We start from the raw sequence: 20638 nt of genomic DNA, 5'->3' as shown, positions 1-20638 counted from the left end.
TGTCAGGTCACCACACAGGTGGCTCCGGATCGCCTACCTAGTCTTCCCGCATGGCCGACGCCCGCACCGACGCACGCGACGACGCCCCGGACCGCCAGCAGCGCGGCTCCCTGGCGGTCAACGACCCCATCGACCTCACCGGGCGCACGGCGCTCGTCACCGGCGCTGCGAGCGGCATCGGGGCAAGTGTCGCGCGGGCCCTCGCGACCGCCGGCGCCAAGGTGCACGCCGTCGATCGGGACGAGGAGGGCCTCGTAGCTCTGGCCGAGAACTCGGGCGTCGCCACGATCACGGCGGACCTCGCCGACCTCGATGCCTTGGCCGACCTGCCCACAGAGGTCGACATCCTCGTCAACAACGCCGGCATCCAGCACGTGAGCCCCATCGAGGACTTCCCGCTCGACCGCTTCGACTTCATCCTCGACCTCATGCTCACCTCGCCGTTCCGGCTGATCCGGCAGAGCCTCCCGCACATGTACGACCGCGGGTGGGGTCGCGTCGTCAACATCTCCAGTGTCCACGGCCTGCGTGCCAGCGCCTTCAAGTCGGCCTACGTCACCGCCAAGCACGGGCTCGAAGGACTCTCGAAGGTCGTCGCGCTCGAGGGGGCCCCGCACGGCGTCACCTCGACGTGCATCAACCCCGCCTACGTGCGGACGCCCTTGGTGGAGAGGCAGATCGCCGACCAGGCGCGCACCCACGGCATCCCCGAGTCCGAGGTCGTCGAGAAGGTCATGCTGGCGCCCGTCGCGGTCAAGCGCCTCGTCGAGCCCGACGAGGTCGCGGCGCTCACGCTCTTCCTGTGCGGACCGGCATCGGGCTCGATGAGCGGCACGTCGTTCTCGATGGACGGCGGCTGGACGGCCCACTGAACGGGCCCAGCCCGCCGTCGCCCCGTTCACCCGACCCACCCGAGACCCGACCCGCCTAGGATCTGCCCGTGGCCACCCGCAGCGAGACGCAGCCGCCCGCCGAGCACGTGGGCACCGAGCAGGCCGACCAGGTCATCGCCCTGCTCGAGCTGCTCGCCGCCGACGCCACCGTCGCCGAGATCGCCGCCGCTGACGCCCCGGCCGAGGCCCGGGAGCTGGCCCTGCGCATCACGAGCGCCCGCGAGGTCCACCAGCACCGCGAGGCCGGCCTCGCGGCCCTGCTCGACACGGCCCGTGAGCTCGCGACCGAGAGCGACCCGGGCTCGGTGCTCGACGCGATCGTCCGCCGGGCCCGCCGCCTCGTCGGCACCGACCTCGCCTACCTCACGCTCTACGACCCCGACGCCGGCGACACCTTCATGCGGGCCACCGACGGGTCCGTCTCGGCGGCGTTCCAGTCCGTGCGTCTGGCGCTCGGGGCCGGCCTCGGCGGTCTCGTCGCCTCGACCCACAAGCCCTACTGGACCGCCGACTACTGGGCCGACGAGCGCTTCCGGCACACCAACGCCATCGACGGAGCCGTGGGCGAGGAGGGCATCATCGCGATCTGCGGGACGCCCCTCATCGTCGAGAAGCACTTCGTCGGTGTGCTCTTCGCAGCCAACCGGTCGTCGCGCCCGTTCACCCGCGAGGAGGTCGGACTCCTCGGCAACCTCGCCACCCTGGCCGCGGTGACCCTCGTGCAGACACGCGCCCTCGCCGACGCCGAGAACGCGCTGGCCGCCCTCTCGGACGCCCACGAGACCGTGCGGCAGTATGCCGAGGGCGTGGAGAAGGCCGCCGCGGCCCACGACCGCTTCGCCTCCCTCGTGCTCGGCGGCGGTGGGGTCGACGACATCACGCACGCCCTCGCCGAGCTGCTCGGAGGGTGGGCCGTGCTCGTCGACGAGAACGGGCATCGCCACAGCTCGTCCGGCCCGGCGCCGGAGCACGACCCTGCCGGTGGCGACCCGTTCGCGGCCCTCAACGCGCTCCCCGGCCTGGCCGCCGGTCGCCTCGTCGAACGGGACGGTGTCTATGCCGTCGCCGTCACCGCAGCCCGCGAACGGCTCGGCACGATCTACGTCGGCGGCCCGACCCTCAGCGACTCGGACCAGCGCACCGTCGAGCGCGCCGGTGTCGTCACCGCCCTCGTCCTGCTCTTCGAGCGCCAGGCCGCCGACGCCAGGCAGTCCGCCCGCAACCGACTCGTCAGCGACCTCGTCAGCGCGCGTGGCTCGCGCGAGGAGCGCCTCGCGCTCGCCCGCGCCGTCGGCTTCGACCCCCAGCGGCCCTTCTGCCTGCTCGTGCTCCGCGGCGACGAGCCGACCGGACACCGGGCCCTGCTCATCTCCGCCAGTGCCGCCACCGGTGAGGCCTCGCTCGTCGGCTCCCACGACGGCGACGTCATCGCCCTCGTGCCCGGCACCGAGCCCGACGGCCTGGCCCGCGCCGTGGCAGCCCGGATCGGCAAGCGCACGTGCGTCACGGTGGCCGGTGTCGGTCCGGTCACCGACGTCGACGGGATCACCGAGGCGCACGAGGAGGGCCACCGCACCGTCGGAGCCCTCATCGCCCTCGGCCACCGAGGCAAGGGCGCCGCGGCGACCCAGCTCGGCTTCGCCGGGCTCATCGTGGGCTCGTCGCCGGACGTCGACGAGTACGTCCGCAAGCTGCTCGGCCCCGTCCTCGACTACGACGAGCGGCGCGGCACCGACCTCGTGGGCACGCTCGCGGCCTACTTCGCCGCGGGCGGCAGCCCACGCCACGCCGCGGGCACCCTCCACGTCCACGTCAACACGGTCTCGCAACGGCTCGAGCGCATCGCGGCCCTGCTCGGGGAGTCCTGGCAGCACCCCGACCACGCACTCGAGCTGCAGATCGCGCTGCGTCTCCGCGCGCTCCAGGCCCCGGCCTGACCCGTGCACGACAGCACGACAGCACGGTCAGCCGAGGCGCGAGACCTCCGGGAACGTCCACGTGCCGTCGAGGACCTCAGGCCGCGGGCGGTAGAGGCGCACGAGGTAGTTCCACCCCTCCGTGATACCGAGGCAGTTCGTCCGGCCGTCGCCGCACCCACCGAAGTGCACGGTCACGGAGCCGTCCGGGTCCCGGTCCGCCGTGAGGTTGTTGAGGCTGACGCGGCTTCCGTCGTCGGCGAAGTACCCGTCGCCGTCGTAGACGCTGACCGACCAGAAGCCGTCGACAGGGACGTCACGCACCGTGAGCCGGTACTCCCCCACGGGCAGGTCGGGACTGACGTTGACGTACGTCGCCTCGTCGGACGGGAGGCCACCCCAGCCGGCCGCGGTACCCAGGAGGTGGCGCACCGGTTCGACGTCCTGTCGTGCGCCGAAGGCCCGGTCGAAACCCGGGTAGTCCTTGGCCAGCTCCAGGAGCGCGCCCCGTGTCCGGTCGAGGGATCCGTCGTCGTAGTCCGGCGCCGTGAACGGGCTCGCTGAGCGGGCCGAGAGGGTGATGGCGTCCTGGGCGGCGTTGACGGCCGCGACGTCGTCGGGGTCGGCCGGGTCGACGAGCGTCCTGATCGCGACGCACACGAAGTCGGTGTCGAAGCGGTCTGTCGTGAGCTCGTACGTGCCGGCCTCGTGGAACACGGCGTTCACGTAGTGGTCGCGGTTGACGACCATCGCGGAGAGGTACCGGTCTCCCGTGTCGGGGAGGCTGAGGGCCGCGCCGCTCGTGATGTCGACGATCGCCGCGCTGTAGAGCGTGTCGCGGTTCATCCGGATCACCGGCTGGTGGTCGAGCGGTGTGGGCACCCGGGAGTGGTTGAGCTGGTTGACGCCGCCGGCATCCCGGGCGATCGCGGTGAACATCCGGTCGGTCTCGGCGCGGGCGAACGTGTCTGCATTGACGTGGATACCGGTCATGACGGCAGGATCGGCCGACGTGCGCCAGGGAGGCATCACCCACAGACGGTGAACGCCGTCCCGGTCGTCGTCAGCCCGGGAGGAGGAGGCGGTCGACGGCGTCGACGACTGATGCGACGCCCGGGTCCCCGAGGATGACGTCGTAGTGGTTCGCGTCGACCCGGGTCGTCCGCACGCCCTCCGGCAGGTGCAGGGCCGCGAGCCGTGACTCGTCGTAGAGCCCCTGCGGCTCGTCGAGCAGGCCGCGCTCGGCCCACACGAGCTCGGCCCGGACCCCCTCCCCGACCGCGGTCGCGAGGCCGGCGTGGGTCTCGCGGTCGGCCATGACGTCGGCGCCGTCGGCACGGACGGCCTCGAGCACGCACGTGCTGCGCCACTGACCGTCGGAGGGATCCTGCACGAGGTCGTGCTCGATGTAGGCCCGAGCGGCGTCGCCACCGGGCCCGTGCAGCACCGGTCCGAGGGCCGGGTGCCCCATCCAGAAGCCGAGGTATGCCGCCGGATCGGCGAAGCGCATCGACAGCCGGTCCATGGCCGGCCCGATCACCGACTGGAGAGCGGCGTCGACGTCGAGGTCGTCGGGCACGGGAAAGGCCAGGCCCCCGTCGACGAGCACGGCCGCCGGGAACCGCTCGGGATGCCGGGCCGCGGCGAGGGCCGCGATGAACGCCCCCATGGAGTGGCCGACGAGCACCGGGGCGGAGCCGAACACGGTGGCGATCGAGGTCAGGTCGTCCACGTGTGCACCGAGACCGTAGGGTCCCGGCGCCGAGCGGCTGTCGCCGCGACCACGCAGGTCGGGCGCGAGGAAGCGCACCCCGCCGGGCCCGTGGCGACGACCCACCTCGTCGGCGACCCGGCGCCACGACAGGCCGTTGGCCGTGATGCCGTGGACGGCGAGCACGACGGGCGCGTCGGGCGCCGGCGTGCCCAGGCTCAGGTCGTGGATGGCGAGGCTTCCCTCGGGCAGCTCGATGACGAACGCGGACGGTGTGGTGCTCATCTGGACCCTGACCTCCTGATCAGTCTGCCGCCGAGCCCGGTGAGGCCCGACGGAGCGAAGTAGACCACGACGACGAAGAAGACGCCGAGGATGAACAACGGCTGCGACAGGACCTGGCGCACGACGACGGGCAGGTCCTGCAGGAACGCGGCGTTGCTGACCTCGACGAGCCGGGCATCGGCATACGTGTAGAGCACGCCGCCGACGAGGGCGCCCCAGCGGCTGCCCGCACCTCCGAGCACGACCATGACGAGTAGGGACAGGGTGAACTCCGAGGTCGTCAGGTGGGGGTTCGAGCCGCCGAGCACGAGGGCGTGGACGACCCCGCCGAGGGCTCCGAGGGACGACCCGACGACGATGGCGAGCAGCTTGACGCGGTAGGTCCCGAAGCCGAGGACCGCGGCGCGCTGCTCGTTCTCGCGGACGGCCGCCATCGCGCGCCCGGCCCGCGACCGCACGAGGGCCGTGACGACGACCCAGGCCACGACGACGAAGGACAGCGCCAGCCAGTAGCGGTAGGGCGCGTTGGCGACGCCGACGAGCAGGTCCGGCACGGCGTCGCGGTCGAGCGGGCGTCCCTCCTCACCGCCGGTCACGCCTCCCGGGTTGCGCATGACGATGATCGAGGCGGCCTGGGCGAATGCGAGGGTCACCATCGCGAAGGCGATACCGCCGACGCGCAGCGCGATCGCGCCGACGACGAGGGCGAGCCCCGTGGAGAGGGCCAGAGCGACGAGCACCGCGAGCGGAAGGGGCAGGGCCCACGTCGAGAGGGAGATCGTCAGCAGATAGCTGCCGGCCGCGACGAAGAGGGCGTGCCCGAAGCTGAGCAGGCCGGTCCGGCCGAAGAGCACGTCGTAGCTCAGGGCGATGCCACCGATCACGAGACACGTCGCGAGGAGCTGCATCGAGCCCGGCCCGTTGACCCGGCCCGGGAGGACGCCCGGCAGCTCGACCGGAAGGTAGGGCAGGTAGGCGAGCACGGCCAGCACGACGACGGCGGGCAGCGCCCGGACGATCCGGCGCGCGCCGTGGCCCTCCCCCGACGCCACGGGCGTCACCGTCCCGGCCACCACTTCCTGGGTCGTGGATGGCGTATGCGGGTGCGTCAGGTGGTCCGTGCGCGACGTCATGCCGTCGCTCCCTTCAGCGAGGTCGGTCGGAGCAGGAGCACCAGCGCGAGGAGCAGCACGACCGACAGGTCGCCGACCCCGCTCGCCGCGTAGTAGTTCGCGAGCTGCTGGACGAGCCCGACGACGACGGCGGCGACCGCGGTGCCCGTGAGGGAGCCCATGCCGCCGATGACGACGACGATGAAGGCGAAGATGAGCAGCGAGCCGCCCTGCGCGGGTGACACGGCCCCGGCGTACTGCGAGTAGAGCACCCCGGCGAGACCCGCCGCGGCACCGCCGAGGGCGAAGACGGTGGTGAAGGTCCGGTGCACGTTGATGCCGAGGGCCTCGACCATCGTCCGGTTCTCGACGCCCGCGCGGATCACGAGGCCGAGGCGGGTCAGGTGAAGGAGCGCGAGAAGCCCGGCGAAGAGCGCGGCGGCGACGAGCAGGTAGACGAAGCGGTCGTTGGGCAGCCGTGCGCCGAGGACGTCCGTCGTCCCGCTCATCCAAGCAGGCGACTCGACCGGCCGCGGGTCCGCGCCCCAGATCCCCTGTGCAGCAGCCACGCCCGCGAGGGCAAGGCCCACCGTGACGAGGACCTGCTGGATGTGATGGCGGTAGAGCGGCCGGATGAGGACGACCTCGACCACGAGACCGACGACAGCCCCGACCGTGACGGCCACGAGCACGCCGACCACGAGGCGTCCGGCCACCGGCCAACCGACGGGCAGGGCACCCATCGTCAGCCACGCGGCATACGCCCCGGCCGTCATGAAGACGCCGTGGGCGAAGTTGAGCACGCCCATGAGCCCGTAGATCAGGCTGAGCCCGCTCGCCGCGATGAAGTAGAGGGCCCCCAGGCCGAGGCCCGTGACGAGGAGCAGGACGAGGTCGCTCATGCCACACCCGCCCGCCGCATCGAGACCCCGAGCAGCTCGCGGGTCAGGTCCGCGTCCGCGACGAGGTCGGCGGTGGCGCCACGGTGCACGACGGCTCCGGCGTCCAGCACGACGACCCGGTCCGCGATGCGACGCACGAGCGGGAGGTTCTGCTCGACGAGCAGGATGGGGGTCGTGCGGGCCACCTCGGCGAGCACGTCGGCGACCTCGGTCACGAGCTTCGGGGCGAGGCCCTTGGTGGGTTCGTCGATGAGCAGGAGGACGTTCTCCCGAAGCAGGACCCTGGCCAGCGAGACCATCTGCTGCTGGCCCCCCGAGAGGGTGCCGGCCCGCTGGCCGCGCCGGGACACGAGGTCCGGGAAGAGCCTGGCCACCACGGGGGCGTCGACCCCACGGTCCGGGTCGACGAGGCGCAGGTTCTCCTCGACGGTGAGACCCCCGAAGACCTCTCGGTCCTCGGGGACGTAGCCGATGCCTCCACGGACGATGCGTGCGGTCGTCCGGCCCTGGATCTCGGTGCCCTCGAGCAGGATCCGGCCGGTGCGCGGGGCCAGCCCGATGATCGACCTGAGCGTCGTCGTCTTGCCGACGCCGTTGCGCCCGAGCAGCGCCGTCACACCGGTGGCGGGGACGTCGAAGGACACGCCCTGGAGGATGTGGGACCCGCCGTAGCGGACGTGGACGTCCTCGAGGGCCAGGACGGGAGCTGCCTCCGACGACTCGGGTGCGGATGGGTTGCGTTCGGTCACAGGGCTTCTCCCAGGTAGGCCTGCTGGACCCGCTCGTCGGCGGTCACCTCGGTCGGGGCACCGACGGCGAGCAGCTGCCCGTGGTGCAGGACGGCGACACGGTCGGCGAGGCCCAGCACGACGTGCATGTGGTGCTCGACCATCGCGACGGCGACCCCCGAGTCCCGGACCTCGCCGATGATCTCGCTCAGGCCGTCGACGTCCTCTGCGGACACGCCCGCCATGGGCTCGTCGAGGAGCAGCACGGCGGGCTCGGAGGCGAGGGCCATGGCGAGCTCGAGCTTGCGACGGTCCCCGTGCGAGAGGTCACGAGCGAGCGTCTGCGCGCGACCCGGCATACGCACTCGGGTCAGGAGGGCCTTGATCTGGCCCGACGATGCCGGTCCGGCGCCGCGGAAGGGCGAGAACGCCGCCGGCCCGACGGCTTGGATGGCGAGACGGACGTTCTCTCCCGCGGTCAGACCGTCGAAGAGCGCCGACGTCTGGAAGGAGCGCGCCAGTCCCAGACGTGCGCGCCGGGTGGCGCTCGCTCCGGTGACCTCCTTGTCCTGCAGGATGATCCGGCCGGAGGACGGACTGGTCACCCCACTGAGGATGTTGACGAGCGACGACTTGCCCGCGCCGTTGGGGCCGATGATGCCGAGCAGCTCACCGGCCCCGACGGTCAGGGAGACGTCGTCGAGGATCTGGGCGCCACCGACCTTCCAGCCGACGGCCTCTGCGCTGATCACGACGGAGGGTGCCCGATCACTTGAAGGGGGTGACGGGCGGTGCGACGGTGGCCGCGTCGAGGGTGTCGACGAGCTGTGGCACCACGTTGCTGCCGTCCTTCTTCAGGGTGGCCGTGAACATCGGCTGGAGGAGCGCGTGGTCCTCGGCTCGGATCTCGAGCGAGCCCTTGGGACCGTCGAACGTCCAGCCCTCGAGGGAGGTCACCATCTTGTCGACGTCGTCTCCCCCGGCCTCGAGCGCGTGGACGATCATCTGGCCGGCGACGAAGCCGTCGTTGGTGAACAGGTCGACGGTGGCGCCCTGCTTCTTCAGGCCGGCGTCGAGCGCCTGGTAGGCGGCGTTGTCCGCCGCACCCTCGAAGAAGTGGGAGAGGAAGTTGATCTTCGTCGCGACCTCGCCGAAGAGGGCATGCGTTGCCTTGATGTCGAGCCCGGTGACGACCTTCGTGGAGTCGAAGACGCCCTGCTGGCCGAGGGTGGTCCACATCGCCGTCGCGTTGGCACCGGCCCACGCGACGAAGAGCAGGTCAGGGGCTGCGCCCTTGACCTTGGTCGCGAAGGGAGTCAGGTCGGTCGCGGCCGAGGGCACCTCGACGGCGCTCACCGTTGCCCCCTTGGCTCCGAGGATGGCCGTCACGGCGGCGACGTTCGCCTTGCCGAAGGCGCTGTCCTGCGCGAGCACCGTGACCTTCTTGCCCTTGACGTCACCGAGGATGCTGCCCGCGGTCGCGACGTCCTGGTAGGTCTGGCGACCCGATCGGAAGGTGTAGCGGTTGGCACCGGTCACGGCGTCGGCGGCAGCCGGGCCGGAGATGAAGAGCACCTTGTTGTCCTTGGCCAGCGGCGCGACCTGCAGGGCCACGCCGCTCGACGTCGAGCCCGCGATGATCGTGTTGCCCTGCCCGATGAGATCGGTCGCCGAGGCCACGGCCTTGGCCGGGTCGCCCGCGTCGTCCTGCTCGGTGATCTGGATCGTGTGACCGGCGACCGCGCCGGTGCCCTTGGTGGCGAAGTCGATGCCGGCCGTGAGGCCCTGCCGGTACTGCCCGCCGTAGCTGGCCAGCGGGCCCGACTTCGAGTAGACGAGGCCGACCTTGTACGGGGCGCCGGCACCGCCGGAGGCAGCCCCCGTGCCGTTGTCGGCAGCCGGTGCGCCCGGCTGGCCGGGAGAGCCGCAGGCCGCGACCGACAGCGTGATCATGGCACTCGCGAGCGCGAGACTCCACCGCTTGGACACCGATGTCCTCCACCTCTGGTGGGCGCTCGCGCCTTTGCTGCAACGAGATCCGTTGACGCCCAACCGTTTCGGCGAAAGTAGTTCAGCCTCGAACGGCCCGCGGTGGGACCGGAGACCACAAAGCAGGTGTCGGCATGTGTCTCGCCCCTACTCAGCGAGGGCGGTCGGCGACGACCCAGGAAGCGGCAGCGCTGACCGCGGCCACGGTGAGGACCGCCGGCCACGCACCGATCTTCTTCGCCAGCACGTGCGAGGCGCCGAAGCCACCGAGGTAGACGGCCACGAGACCCGCGGCGCCGGCTCCCCCGGCCTTGGCGACCCAGCTACGTCCGGCATAGAGGCCGGCCGCACCGAGCACGACGCCTCCGAGGGGTCGGATGCCGCTCTCGCGGGCGACGACGTAGCCGCCGACGAGCCCGAGGGCAGCGATGGGGGCGGTCGTCACGTCGGCTGCGTCCCGGAGCTTCATGTCAGAGCCTCGGCTCGAGGTCCGCGACGACCTGGTCGCCGGTCAGGCCGAGCTCCTCGAGGATCTGGCCGCGAGAGGCGTGGTCGAGGAAGCGCTTCGGGATGCCGTACGTGTGGACGGGCACGTCGACGGTCGCCTCGCGCAGCGCGAGGGTCACGGCCGCGCCGACCCCGCCGCTGACGAGGTTGTCCTCGACGACGGCGACCGCCTTCGCCCGGCGGGCGAGGGCGACGACGTCGTCGCTGACGGGCAGCACCCACCGCGGGTCGACGACGCGGACGGTGCGTCCGTGGGCGGCGATCTTCTCGCCGGCCTCGATGGCGAGCCCGGCGAAGGCACCGACGCCCACGACGAGCAGGTCGACGTCGTCACCGGCGTTCTCGAAGAGCACGTCGACGTCGCCGATCGAGCGGACCGCGGTCAGCGGGTCGGCGACGTCGCCCTTGGGGAACCGGATCACCGTCGGGCCGTCGGAGACGTCGACGGCCTCACGCAGCTGGAGTCGGACCTGCTCGCCGTCGCGGGGCGCGGCGAGGCGCAGCCCGGGCACGATCGAGGTGAGCGTCATGTCCCACATCCCGTTGTGCGATGCGCCGTCGCTGCCGGTGACACCGGCCCGGTCGAGGATGAGGGTGATGCCGGCCCGGTGGAGCGCGCAGTCCATGAGGAGCTGGTCGAAGGCCCGGTTGAGGAAGGTCGCGTAGACGGCGACGACCGGGTGCAGGCCCGCGTAGGCGAGCCCGGACGCCATCGTGACGGCGTGCTGCTCGGCGATGCCGACGTCGAAGACGCGGTCGGGATAGGCGGCGGCGAAGCCGTCGAGGCCGACCGGGATGAGCATGGCGGCAGTGAGGGCGACGACGTCGGGGCGCTCGGCCCCGATGGCCACCATCTCCTCGTTGAACTCGTCGGTCCAGATGCGGCCGGACACCTCGAACGGGAGCCCTGTCTCGGGGTTGAACTTGCCGACGCCGTGGAACTGGTCGGCCTCGTCGTCGATGGCCGGCTGGTAGCCGCGGCCCTTCTGGGTGATGACGTGCACGATGACGGGGCCGCCGAAGTCCTTGGCCTTGGCCAGGGACCGCTCGAGCGCCTGCTCGTCGTGGCCGTCGACGGGACCGATGTACTTGAGGCCGAGGTCCTCGAACATGCCCTGCGGGGCGACGATGTCCTTGATGCCCTTCTTGACGCCGTGGAGCGTCTCGAACATCGCGCCGCCGACGACCGGCGTCCTGGCGAGTGACCGCTTGCCCCAGTCGAGGAACCGCTCGTAGCCACGGGTCGTGCGCAGCGTGGCGAGATGGTCGGCGAGCCCGCCGATCGTCGGCGCGTAGGAGCGCTCGTTGTCGTTGACGACGATGACGAGCGGCAGGGTCTTGTCGACGGCGATGTTGTTGATCGCCTCCCATGCCATGCCCCCGGTCAGTGCGCCGTCACCGATGACCGCGACGGTGTGCCGGTCGCTCTCTCCCGACAGCCGGCGGCCCTTGGCGATGCCATCGGCCCACGAGAGCGCGGTCGAGGCGTGCGAGTTCTCGACGACGTCGTGCTCGGACTCGGCGCGGCTCGGGTAGCCGGAGAGCCCGCCCTGCTTCTTGAGCTTGCTGAAGTCGTGCCGCCCGGTGAGCAGCTTGTGCACGTAGGCCTGGTGGCCCGTGTCGAAGACGAGGGTGTCGCGAGGCGACTCGAAGACCCGGTGCAGCGCGATCGTCAGCTCGACGACGCCGAGGTTCGGGCCGAGGTGTCCACCGGTCTTGGAGACCTCGGTGACGAGAAAGGTGCGGATCTCCTCGGCCAGCGCCGGCAGCTGGGTCGCCGGTAGCGCCTTGAGTGCCGCGGGGCTCGTGATCGTCTCCAGCAGGGCCACGCTGCCTCGTCCTCTCGGTGGTGTCTCGACCCACTCGGGTGGGTCGATCGAGTCTACGGGTCAACGTCCAGCGGCTCCCAACCGTGCGCACGAGGCCCTGTCGGTCTCGTCACACGACCTCCACACGGCAACCCGACGCCCGACGTCCCCGGCTGATGCGCTCAGAGACGGGGCGCGAAGACCTTGCCCTGGAGCGCCTCGTGGAGCAGCCGCGTCGAGCGCGAGGCCGCCAGCAGCCGGATCCCCTCGGCCTCGATCTGCCCGAGGATCTCGGTCAGGGCGTCTGCCGGCACGTGCGGCCCGATGGCGACGCGTGCCTCACGCCACGCGTCCCGCATCGCCACGACCTGCCCGTCGAGGTGCCGACCGGCCAGCCATGCGAGCGCGATCGGGTGACGCCGCCACCCGGCATACGCGCGGTAGTCGGGCGGGCACTGGTCGAGCAGCCACAGCACGGCGCGGTCCTCCCAGCCGGGCGTGTGGGCCGGCGGGACGCCAGGCGGCCACCCCGGTGGGGTGTGTCCTCGAGACGCAGAGGAGGTCGGAGTCGGCATGCTCCCAGTCTGCCTCGCCTACTCTCGGAGCATGACGACGGTCAGCTGGGTCACGGCCTTCCTCGACCTCCCTCCCGACGTCCACGCGGCGGGCACCCACTTCTGGTCGGCAGTGACGGGGTATGCCGTGTCGCCGGCTCGCGGGGACGACGCGGAGTTCACGACGTTGCTCCCACCGGTCGGTGACCCCTACCTCAAGATCCAGCGCACCGCCGCCGACGATGCAGCCGTGCCCGGGATCCACCTGGACCTGCACGTCAGCTCGGCCGCAGAGTCAGCGGTCAGGGCTGCAGGGCTGGGCGCCGAGGTCGTCCACGGGTCGGAGCACGGGTACGTCGTGCTCCGCTCCCCCGGCGGCTTCGTCTTCTGCTTCGTCCACGAGCCGCTCGCCCAACGTCCCTGGCCGACCCGGTGGCCCCAGGAGCACGAGAGTGTCGTCGACCAGGTGTGCCTCGACATCCCGGCCGCCGCCTACGAGACGGAGTGCACCTTCTGGTCCGAGCTGACCGGCTGGCCGCTGCGCGGGTCCGTGAGCCGCCCGGAGTTCCGCCACCTCGTGCGTCCGGACGGCATCCCGCTGCGGCTGCTCCTGCAGCGGCTCGTCGAGCCCGCGACCGGGCCGGTCACCGGCCACCTCGACCTGGCGTGCGACAACCGGCCGACCGAGGTCTCCCGACACGTGGGCCTCGGCGCGACCGTCGCGGCCGACCACGGCGGCGGGTGGACCACGCTCCGCGACCCGGCCGGCGCCCTCTACTGCGTCACCGACCGCGACCCGAGGTCGGGCCTCGGTCGGTGACGCCCGAGGCCACGCCGGACCGGGCGTCAGGTCACCAGTTGGGTTCGTGTGCCGGCGCCGGGGGGAGCGGACGGTCGGCGGGCCGGATGACGTAGACGATGCCCCCGCTGTGCGGCACCCAGACGTTCTCGAACTCCTCCCGGTCGTAGACGACGCGCACCTGGTCGTCGCTCGCGACGAGGTGCGAGGCCGGGTCGTTGCACACGACGTCGCCGGACGGGGTGAAGCCGACGACCACCATGAGGTGGCCGTTCGTGCCGTAGCCCGCGCCCGTGAGCTCGCCCTTCTTGAACGACACCGACACGACGAGGGGGATGCCTGCGGCGATGAACGCCTCGGCCTCGGTGAGAGTGCGCAGTCGCGTCACGAAACCACGGAGGTCGGCGCGTGTGGCGGCATACGCGGTGTTGAAGGGCCAGTTGCCGGCGCCGTCGTAGGTGTAGTCGAAGACGTTGCGTGCCGTGAAGTCGACCTGGGCGTCGACCGGCGGGTCGACCCACGCGGTCTCGGACGGCGTCGGCCCGGCGCCCCAGTAGGCGACGACCATCGACGTCGAGGTGGGTGAGCACCAGGCCTCGCCGCCGTTGTCCCACTGCGGGTAGTGCCCGACGTGGACCTCCTGCGAGTAGGTGGGGACGTCGAGGGTCGTGCCGCAGGCGGGTCCGTTGGGGCTGCGCGGCACCTTCTTGGCGTCGGGCAGGGCCGAGGCCATCGCCCCGACGACGGACACGGACGGCGTGTCGGAGGTGCCGCGGGGACGCAGGAGCCGGACCTCGAGCTGCCAGTCCGTCAGGGAGTAGCCGGTGCGGGTCGCGAGGGTGTCGGTGAAGACGGTCGCCACGGTGTCGCCCTGGCCGGCGACGGAGGTGCGGTGGATGCCGCCTCCGTCCGCGGGGTCCTCGGCCGCCCAGCGGCCCAGGACGTAGTCCTTCGTCGTCGTGCCGGCGCTGGTGCCCCGGACGCGCACCTCGACCCACGAACCGCCGGGCGTCGCGGCGTTCCACGAGGCGACGAGCTCGGTCAGGCCGAAGCCCGGGGTGACGACGGGCGAGGTCCAGGTCGCGACCTCGTACGTGACGGGAGTGCCCGCCGTGGCGTGCGGGTCGGTGTAGTCGAGGGTGCGGTCGAACGGCCCGAAGACGAGGTCGGTGCCCGACCACGAGGTGTAGTGGACGTGCCGGTCGGCCCCGCCCTTCTTGCTCTCTGCCGCGCGGGCCCGCGGCGCGTCGGAGACGCCGACGAGGGCGGCACCGGCGGCGGCGCCCGCGGCCGCACCCGCGAGCAGCGAGCGACGGCTGGGCTGGAACGGGGCGGCTGAGACGGTCGAGCGACTGGGCATGGCACACCTTCCGGAGGGGGATCGCGCGGCCAGTCAACACCCGGTCCTCGCCCCGTGGGGCGTTGGCGTCGCAAATTCTCGCGATGAGGACGCGATGTGGAGGAAATTGACGCGTCAGCGCCAGTTCGGCTCGGAGAGCGAGGACGGCAGCGCGACGTCGCGCGGGTGCATGACGTAGGCCAGCCCTCCGTTGGTGCCGAGCCAGACCCGTTCGAACTGGTCGCGGCGGTAGACGCTGCGCACCTGCTCGTTGCTCGCGATGCGGTGGGAGTTGGGGTCGTTGGACACGACGTCACCCGCGTCCGTGAAGCCGACGACCGTCAGCAGGTGGCCGTTGGTCTCGTAGCCGGCCCCGTCGAGCTCGTCCTCGCGGAAGCCCACCGACACGACGAGCGGGATGCCCGCCGCGACGAACGCCTCGACCTCGGTGAGGTCGCGCAGGCGGGTCACGTAGGCACGCAGCCCCCGCGCGCCGGCATACGCGGTGTTGAAGGCCCAGTTGCCCGCCCCGCCGTAAGCCAGGTCGTAGACGCGACGCACGCCGTGCACGACCTCCGGGTCGGTGTCGTGCCCGACCCACGAGGCCTCGTCCCGTGAGGGCGCTCTCCCCCAGTGCTCGAGGAGCATCGTCGTCGACGTCGGTGAGCACCACGACTGCCCGCCGTTGTCCCACTGGGGGAACCACCCGACGTGCAGCCGCTGCGAGTGCGGCGGGACCGCGACCTCGTGACCCTGCCCCACACCGGGTCGGCTCGTCGACTCGTCAGGCGTGACGGTGAAGCGTGAGGCCGCGCCGGCGACGAGCGTCACCGTGGGCCAGACGATCCCGTCATCCGGGAGTGCGAGGGCCGTGACCCGCAGCTGCCACCGGTCGACGCCTCGTCCCGGCGCGGACAGCCAGGTGTCCGTCGAGACGCTCCCCGGCTCGAAGGTCTGTCCGGGCACCGTGGTCCGGGTGATCGGCGACTCCCCCGCCGGGTCGTCCTCGGCCCACCGCGCGAAGGTGAACCACGGCGTCCAGCCGGCGTCGTCGGCCACCCGCCCCTCGACCCGGAGCCACGTGCCGGCCGGCGTCCGGGCGTTCCACGACGGGATGAGCTCCGTTGCGGCGAAAGGGGACTCGACGACCGGTGACTCCCAGACCCGCGCGCGGTAGGTCATCGCCTCGGCTCCGTCGACGTGGACGTCGGCATAGTCGACGTCGGGTGCCGGGGACCAGTCGAAACCGGTCTCCCACACGGTCAGGATGGCGTGTCGCTCAGTCACGCGACGAGCATGCCATCCGAGTGCGCATGCCGTCCGGCCGGGTCCCCGAGCGCCCGCACACGGCGACGGGCCCGCATGCCGTGGCGTACGGCATACGGGCCCGGCGGGCTGGGCTGGCCTGCGGGTCAGCTGTTGACGAGCGACCTCAGGACGTACTGGAGGATGCCGCCGTTGCGGTAGTAGTCGGCCTCACCCGGGGTGTCGATGCGCACGACGGCGTCGAACGGGGTCGTCTCACCCGACTCCTTGGTGGCGACGACCTTGACGGTCTTGGGCGTCGTGCCCTCGTTGAGGGCCGTGATGCCGGTGACCGAGAAGGTCTCGGTGCCGTCGAGGCCGAGCGAGTCGGCGTTCTGGCCGGCCGGGTACTGCAGCGGGATGACGCCCATGCCGATGAGGTTGGAGCGGTGGATGCGCTCGTAGCTCTCGGCGATGACGGCCTTGACGCCGAGCAGGCTCGTGCCCTTGGCGGCCCAGTCGCGCGAGGAGCCGGAGCCGTACTCCTTGCCCGACAGGATGACGAGCGGCGTGCCGGCAGCGGCGTAGCTCTGGGCGGCGTCGTAGATCGTCGACTGCTCGCCGCCGTTGGTGAAGTCGCGCGTGAAGCCGCCCTCGACGCCGTCGAGGAGGAGGTTCTTCAGGCGGATGTTGGCGAACGTGCCGCGGATCATGACCTCGTGGTTGCCGCGGCGCGAGCCGTAGGAGTTGAAGTCCTTGCGCTCGATGCCGTGGTCGGCGAGGTACTTCCCGGCGGGGCTGTCGTTCTTGATGGCGCCGGCCGGGCTGATGTGGTCGGTCGTGACCGAGTCGCCGAGCTTGGCGAGCACGCGGGCGCCCTCGATGTCGGCGACCGGGGTCGTGTCCATCGACATGCCGTCGAAGTACGGGGGCTTGCGGACGTAGGTCGACTCGCCGTCCCAGGCGAACGTGTCGCCCTCCGGGGTCGGCAGCGACTGCCAGCGCTCGTCGCCCGCGAAGACGTCGGCGTAGTCCTCGGTGAACATCTCCTGGCTGATCGAGCTCGCGATGGTGCGCTCGACGTCGGCGGGTGCCGGCCAGATCTCCTCGAGGAAGACGTCCTTGCCGTCCGTGTCCTGGCCGAGCGGCTGCGACGCGAAGTCGAAGTCCATCGTGCCGGCGAGGGCGTAGGCGATGACGAGCGGCGGGCTCGCGAGGTAGTTCATCTTCACGTCGGGGTTGATGCGCCCCTCGAAGTTGCGGTTGCCCGAGAGGACCGACGTGACGGCGAGGTCGTTGTCGTTGATCGCCTTGGAGATCTCCTCGTTGAGCGGACCCGAGTTGCCGATGCACGTCGTGCAGCCGTAGCCGACGAGGTGGAAGCCGAGCTTCTCGAGGTAGGGCCACATGCCGGCCTTGTCGTAGTAGCCCGTGACGACCTTGGAGCCCGGCGCCATAGACGTCTTGACCCATGGGGCGACCGAGAGGCCCTTCTCGACGGCGTTCTTGGCGAGCATCGCGGCCGCCATCATCACCGACGGGTTGGACGTGTTGGTGCAGCTCGTGATCGAGGCGATCGAGACGATGCCGTGGTCGATCTCGAACTCGCGGCCCTCGGCGTCGGTGACCGACACCTTCTTCGACGGGCGGCCGCTGACGCCACCGGAGTCGGCCGGACGGTCGCCACCGTTCGTGCCCTCGACGGTGCCCTGGGGGGTGGGGTCGCTGGCCGGGAAGGACGAGGCGGCGCCCGCGTCACCCTCCTCGTGCGCGACGTACGTCGGGAGCACCTTGCGGAAGGCGTCCTTGGCGTCGGTCAAAGCGATGCGGTCCTGCGGACGCTTCGGGCCGGCGATCGACGGGACGACGGTCGAGAGGTCGAGCTCGAGGTACTCGCTGTAGCGGGCCTCCGGCTGGTCGGGGCCGGCCTTGAGCCACATGCCCTGCTCCTTGGCGTACGCCTCGACGAGGGCGACGCTCTCGTCGGAGCGACCGGTGAGGCGCAAGTAGTCGAGGGTGACCTCGTCGATCGGGAAGATCGCGCACGTCGAGCCGAACTCGGGGCTCATGTTGCCGATGGTGGCGCGGTTGGCGAGCGGCACCTGCGAGACGCCCTCGCCGTAGAACTCGACGAACTTGCCGACGACACCGTGCTTGCGCAGCATCTCGGTGATCGTGAGGACGACGTCGGTGGCCGTGGCGGCGACGGGGATCGAGCCGCTCAGCTTGAAGCCGACGACGCGCGGGATGAGCATCGAGACGGGCTGGCCGAGCATGGCCGCCTCGGCCTCGATGCCGCCGACGCCCCAGCCCAGCACGCCGAGGCCGTTGACCATCGTCGTGTGCGAGTCGGTGCCGACGCAGGTGTCGGGGTAGGCGACGCGCTCGCCGTCGATCTCGCGGACCATGACGGTGCGGGCGAGGTGCTCGATGTTGACCTGGTGGACGATGCCGGTGCCCGGCGGGACGACCTTGAAGTCGTCGAACGCGGTCTGGCCCCAGCGCAGGAACTGGTAGCGCTCGCGGTTGCGCTGGTACTCGATCTCGACGTTGCGCTCGAAGGCGTCGGCGCGGCCGAAGACGTCGATGATGACGGAGTGGTCGATGACGAGCTCGGCCGGGGCGAGCGGGTTGATCTTGGCCGGGTCGCCACCGAGGTCGGCGACGGCCTCACGCATCGTGGCGAGGTCGACGACGCAGGGCACACCGGTGAAGTCCTGCATGATCACGCGGGCCGGCGTGAACTGGATCTCGGTGTCGGGCTCGGCGTTCTCGTCCCACGAGCCGACCGCGTTGATGTGGTCGGCGGTGATGTTCGCGCCGTCCTCGGTGCGCAGGAGGTTCTCGAGGAGGACCTTGAGGCTGTACGGCAGGGTCTCCTGCCCCTTCACCCCTGCGAGGCGGTAGATCTCGTAGGACTGGCCACCGACCTCGAGGGTCCCCTTGGCCTTGAAGCTGTCAACACTGCCCACGACGGGCTCCTTCCAGCAACTCTGATGTCACGGTGCTCGATTTATCTTGACGTCAAGATATATCTAACCACACGCGTTCGTCCTTGTCAGTCCACCCCTACCCGCCCATCCTTCCCTCCGCTCGCGCCGTTGTCGCCCCCTGGGCCGGCCTCTCTCCCGCAGCGGTCGGACCGCTCCCTGTGACGGGTCGACGCGCCGACCACAGCAGTCCCTCGGCCGGGACACCCGCTTCGAGGCGGAGGTGGACCGGGGTCACCTCGACGTCTCCCAGACCGGCGACGGCGCTGACCGACCGCAGGTACTCCTCGCCGTGGGCGTAGCGCCCCGACGACGTGAGCCGCCAGTCCCCCACCCCGTCGACCAGCCGCTCGACGGTCGCCACGAGGACACCGCCGGGCCGCAACGACCACGCTGCGGCCGTGGTCGTCGGGCCGAGGTCCCCGAGATAGCAGAGAGTGTCCGCACCGACGACGAGGTCGTATGCCGTGGGCTCGGCCCGGAGGAACGCGCCGAGCTCGGCGCGCTGTAGGACGTCGTAGCAGCCGCGCACCTGCGCCAGCCGGAGCATGTTGACCGAGAGGTCGCAGCCGGACAGGGTGCGCGCCCACGGTCGGACGAGTGCCCCGACGAGGCCCGTGCCGCAGCCGAGGTCTGCCACGTCGAGCTCACCCGCCGGCCGGCCCAGGACCGCGGCGACCCGGTCCGCGACGAGCTCCGGCGCGCGGTAGCCGAGACCGGCGAGGTGCGGGTCGAAGGCCTCGGCCGTGGCGTCGAAGAGCGTCTCGACGTAGTCGTCCGGCGCCCGGTCGGGCGGGGGCAGCCCGCCGAGCGCTGCGAGGCGGTGTCGGGCGCCAGGATGGTCGGGGTCGACACGGACCCACCGACGCACGAGCTCGAGGGCCCGGGCCTCCGCTCCGTCGGCGGTCAGGGCCAGCACGGCCGCGGTCAGGGCACCCCGCCCGAGCGAACTCATTGGCTCGAGCTCGAGGGCCCTGAGCCCGGCCTCCCCGGCACGGGCCGGGTCCCGGGCCAGCCGCAGCGCGGTGGCGAGGTTGGCCCACGTCGGGACGTCGGTCGGGTGGACGGCGAGGCTGGACTCGTAGGCCGCGATGGCGGCCGCCGGGTCCCCGGCCTCCAGCCGCATGTTGCCGAGGTCGTTGTGCAGGCTCGCGAGCACCACCGGGTCCGTGGCCACCGAGATCGCCTCAGCGACGAGCCGCTCTGCGGCGGCGTCGTCACGACGCAGGTGCGCTGCGACCGCTCGAAGGTGCAACACGCGTACGTCATCTGGTGTCCAAGTCGCCGCGGCGAGCGCCGTCTCGGCACCCGGCCCGTCGCCTGCGCGCAAGCGCGTCAGCGCCTGCTCGAGCACCTCGTCCAGCGGGACGTGGTGAGGGTTCGCGCCGTCGGGGCCGGAGGTCAGCCCATCTTGTTGGATCGGATGTCCCACGTGACGCTGGACGTTCGCCCGGTCGCACCCCCGCCCGGACCGGGCTCCGCGTAGTCGAAGCGGATCCATGCGGGCTGGAGGGCGACCTCCTCGTCGACGTCGTCCTCGTCACCGGAGACCAGGACCTCGGTGACGACGAGGTCCTTCATCGTCACCGTGAGGAAGTCCTTGCGCGCGCCGGGATGGGCGACGTTGAGCGTCGCGTCCTTGAGGTGCTTGCCGGTCGCGGCGAACGACGCGAGGTGGGGCGAGGCGAGGTCATAGCGGTGCACGATCCGGAACTCGTGGGCCCGCGGACGTCCGGACGCGCCGCCGCTGCCGGAGCCGTTCGTCTGGGTCGTCACCCCCCAGTTCCACGAGACGACGTCGATGGCGCCCTTGTGGTCCTTGCTCTGGCTGCTGCCGTCGATACCGTCGAACTTCATGAA

General features: G+C 71.5%; 18 protein-coding genes. 3 read left to right on the top strand and 15 right to left on the bottom strand.

Features of this window, described 5'->3' with window-relative positions; translation table 11 throughout:
- Positions 1–50 precede the first annotated feature (50 nt).
- Together ASE25_RS10715 and ASE25_RS10710 are read left to right on the top strand one after the other, a co-directional pair.
- Entirely contained in the window at positions 51–872 is an 822-nt protein-coding gene (locus ASE25_RS10715; RefSeq protein WP_082622807.1) for a 3-hydroxybutyrate dehydrogenase, read from the top strand.
- Positions 873–940: 68 nt separating this feature from the next.
- Positions 941–2830 carry a helix-turn-helix domain-containing protein gene (locus tag ASE25_RS10710; RefSeq protein WP_082622806.1) on the top strand — a complete coding sequence of 630 codons (1890 nt, stop codon included), beginning with the start codon at positions 941–943 and terminating at the stop codon, positions 2828–2830.
- Between the two features lie 27 nt (positions 2831–2857).
- On the opposite strand, the gene ASE25_RS10705 is transcribed toward ASE25_RS10710, so the two are convergent.
- The 10 genes from ASE25_RS10705 to ASE25_RS10660 all read right to left on the bottom strand — a co-directional run bounded on the left by ASE25_RS10705 (position 2858) and on the right by ASE25_RS10660 (position 12426).
- On the bottom strand, positions 2858–3802 hold the full coding sequence (locus tag ASE25_RS10705) for a DUF1254 domain-containing protein (RefSeq protein ID WP_056825744.1): 945 nt from the start codon (positions 3800–3802) through the stop codon (positions 2858–2860).
- Between the two features lie 70 nt (positions 3803–3872).
- Positions 3873–4805, bottom strand: a complete 933-nt coding sequence (locus ASE25_RS10700) for an alpha/beta fold hydrolase (RefSeq protein WP_056825244.1) — start codon at positions 4803–4805, stop codon at positions 3873–3875.
- A complete protein-coding gene (locus tag ASE25_RS10695) occupies positions 4802–5938 on the bottom strand; it encodes a branched-chain amino acid ABC transporter permease (protein ID WP_082620073.1) in 1137 nt (378 codons plus the stop codon). Before ASE25_RS10695 ends, ASE25_RS10700 begins: the two co-directional genes overlap by 4 nt.
- Positions 5935–6819 (bottom strand): branched-chain amino acid ABC transporter permease, encoded by an 885-nt coding sequence (locus ASE25_RS10690; protein ID WP_056780959.1) that lies wholly within the window; start codon positions 6817–6819, stop codon positions 5935–5937. The genes ASE25_RS10695 and ASE25_RS10690 overlap by 4 nt, the downstream gene beginning before the upstream one ends.
- Positions 6816–7568, bottom strand: coding sequence for an ABC transporter ATP-binding protein (locus ASE25_RS10685; protein ID WP_056780963.1), 753 nt, complete (start codon positions 7566–7568; stop codon positions 6816–6818). Before ASE25_RS10685 ends, ASE25_RS10690 begins: the two co-directional genes overlap by 4 nt.
- Positions 7565–8299, bottom strand: coding sequence for an ABC transporter ATP-binding protein (locus ASE25_RS10680; RefSeq protein WP_056780966.1), 735 nt, complete (start codon positions 8297–8299; stop codon positions 7565–7567). The genes ASE25_RS10685 and ASE25_RS10680 overlap by 4 nt, the downstream gene beginning before the upstream one ends.
- A 16-nt stretch (positions 8300–8315) precedes the next feature.
- Complete coding sequence (locus tag ASE25_RS10675) at positions 8316–9536, bottom strand: substrate-binding domain-containing protein (protein WP_056825241.1); 1221 nt, start codon at positions 9534–9536, stop codon at positions 8316–8318.
- A gap of 151 nt (positions 9537–9687) precedes the next feature.
- On the bottom strand, positions 9688–10005 hold the full coding sequence (locus ASE25_RS10670) for a hypothetical protein (protein WP_056825239.1): 318 nt from the start codon (positions 10003–10005) through the stop codon (positions 9688–9690).
- 1 nt (position 10006) lies between these two features.
- On the bottom strand, positions 10007–11872 hold the full coding sequence (gene dxs / locus ASE25_RS10665) for a 1-deoxy-D-xylulose-5-phosphate synthase (RefSeq protein ID WP_056825237.1): 1866 nt from the start codon (positions 11870–11872) through the stop codon (positions 10007–10009).
- A 161-nt stretch (positions 11873–12033) separates the two neighbouring features.
- On the bottom strand, positions 12034–12426 hold the full coding sequence (locus ASE25_RS10660) for a hypothetical protein (protein WP_235508629.1): 393 nt from the start codon (positions 12424–12426) through the stop codon (positions 12034–12036).
- A 31-nt stretch (positions 12427–12457) separates the two neighbouring features.
- Between ASE25_RS10660 and ASE25_RS10655 the strand changes: the two genes are divergently transcribed.
- On the top strand, positions 12458–13225 hold the full coding sequence (locus ASE25_RS10655; protein WP_056825742.1) for a VOC family protein: 768 nt from the start codon (positions 12458–12460) through the stop codon (positions 13223–13225).
- Between the two features lie 31 nt (positions 13226–13256).
- Here the strand turns inward: ASE25_RS10655 and ASE25_RS10650 are convergent, their stop codons facing one another.
- The 5 genes from ASE25_RS10650 to ASE25_RS10630 form a co-directional block, all read right to left on the bottom strand.
- A complete protein-coding gene (locus ASE25_RS10650) occupies positions 13257–14564 on the bottom strand; it encodes a peptidase C39 family protein (RefSeq protein WP_056825235.1) in 1308 nt (435 codons plus the stop codon).
- 114 nt (positions 14565–14678) lie between these two features.
- Positions 14679–15830 (bottom strand): C39 family peptidase, encoded by a 1152-nt coding sequence (locus tag ASE25_RS10645; protein WP_056825233.1) that lies wholly within the window; start codon positions 15828–15830, stop codon positions 14679–14681.
- Positions 15831–15955: 125 nt separating this feature from the next.
- Positions 15956–18760 (bottom strand): aconitate hydratase AcnA, encoded by a 2805-nt coding sequence (acnA, locus tag ASE25_RS10640; protein ID WP_056825231.1) that lies wholly within the window; start codon positions 18758–18760, stop codon positions 15956–15958.
- A gap of 97 nt (positions 18761–18857) precedes the next feature.
- Complete coding sequence (locus tag ASE25_RS10635) at positions 18858–20036, bottom strand: methyltransferase (protein ID WP_056825230.1); 1179 nt, start codon at positions 20034–20036, stop codon at positions 18858–18860.
- 143 nt (positions 20037–20179) lie between these two features.
- A complete protein-coding gene (locus ASE25_RS10630; RefSeq protein WP_162260602.1) occupies positions 20180–20635 on the bottom strand; it encodes a type VI secretion system tube protein Hcp in 456 nt (151 codons plus the stop codon).
- Positions 20636–20638: the final 3 nt, after the last annotated feature.

It is taken from the genome of Terrabacter sp. Root85 (assembly GCF_001429185.1).
Taxonomy (GTDB): domain Bacteria; phylum Actinomycetota; class Actinomycetes; order Actinomycetales; family Dermatophilaceae; genus Terrabacter.
This window is presented reverse-complemented; position numbering and strand designations above follow the sequence as displayed.

What these genes read in the sequence shown, in the direction of transcription:
- ASE25_RS10715 (WP_082622807.1), top strand. Translation starts at nt 51, where the DNA reads ATGGCCGACGCCCGCACCGACGCACGCGACGACGCCCCGGACCGCCAG.
- ASE25_RS10705 (WP_056825744.1), bottom strand. Translation starts at nt 3,802, where the DNA reads ATGACCGGTATCCACGTCAATGCAGACACGTTCGCCCGCGCCGAGACC.
- ASE25_RS10700 (WP_056825244.1), bottom strand. Translation starts at nt 4,805, where the DNA reads ATGAGCACCACACCGTCCGCGTTCGTCATCGAGCTGCCCGAGGGAAGC.
- ASE25_RS10695 (WP_082620073.1), bottom strand. Translation starts at nt 5,938, where the DNA reads ATGACGTCGCGCACGGACCACCTGACGCACCCGCATACGCCATCCACG.
- ASE25_RS10690 (WP_056780959.1), bottom strand. Translation starts at nt 6,819, where the DNA reads ATGAGCGACCTCGTCCTGCTCCTCGTCACGGGCCTCGGCCTGGGGGCC.
- ASE25_RS10670 (WP_056825239.1), bottom strand. Translation starts at nt 10,005, where the DNA reads ATGAAGCTCCGGGACGCAGCCGACGTGACGACCGCCCCCATCGCTGCC.
- ASE25_RS10660 (WP_235508629.1), bottom strand. Translation starts at nt 12,426, where the DNA reads ATGCCGACTCCGACCTCCTCTGCGTCTCGAGGACACACCCCACCGGGG.
- ASE25_RS10655 (WP_056825742.1), top strand. Translation starts at nt 12,458, where the DNA reads ATGACGACGGTCAGCTGGGTCACGGCCTTCCTCGACCTCCCTCCCGAC.
- ASE25_RS10650 (WP_056825235.1), bottom strand. Translation starts at nt 14,564, where the DNA reads ATGCCCAGTCGCTCGACCGTCTCAGCCGCCCCGTTCCAGCCCAGCCGT.
- ASE25_RS10630 (WP_162260602.1), bottom strand. Translation starts at nt 20,635, where the DNA reads ATGAAGTTCGACGGTATCGACGGCAGCAGCCAGAGCAAGGACCACAAG.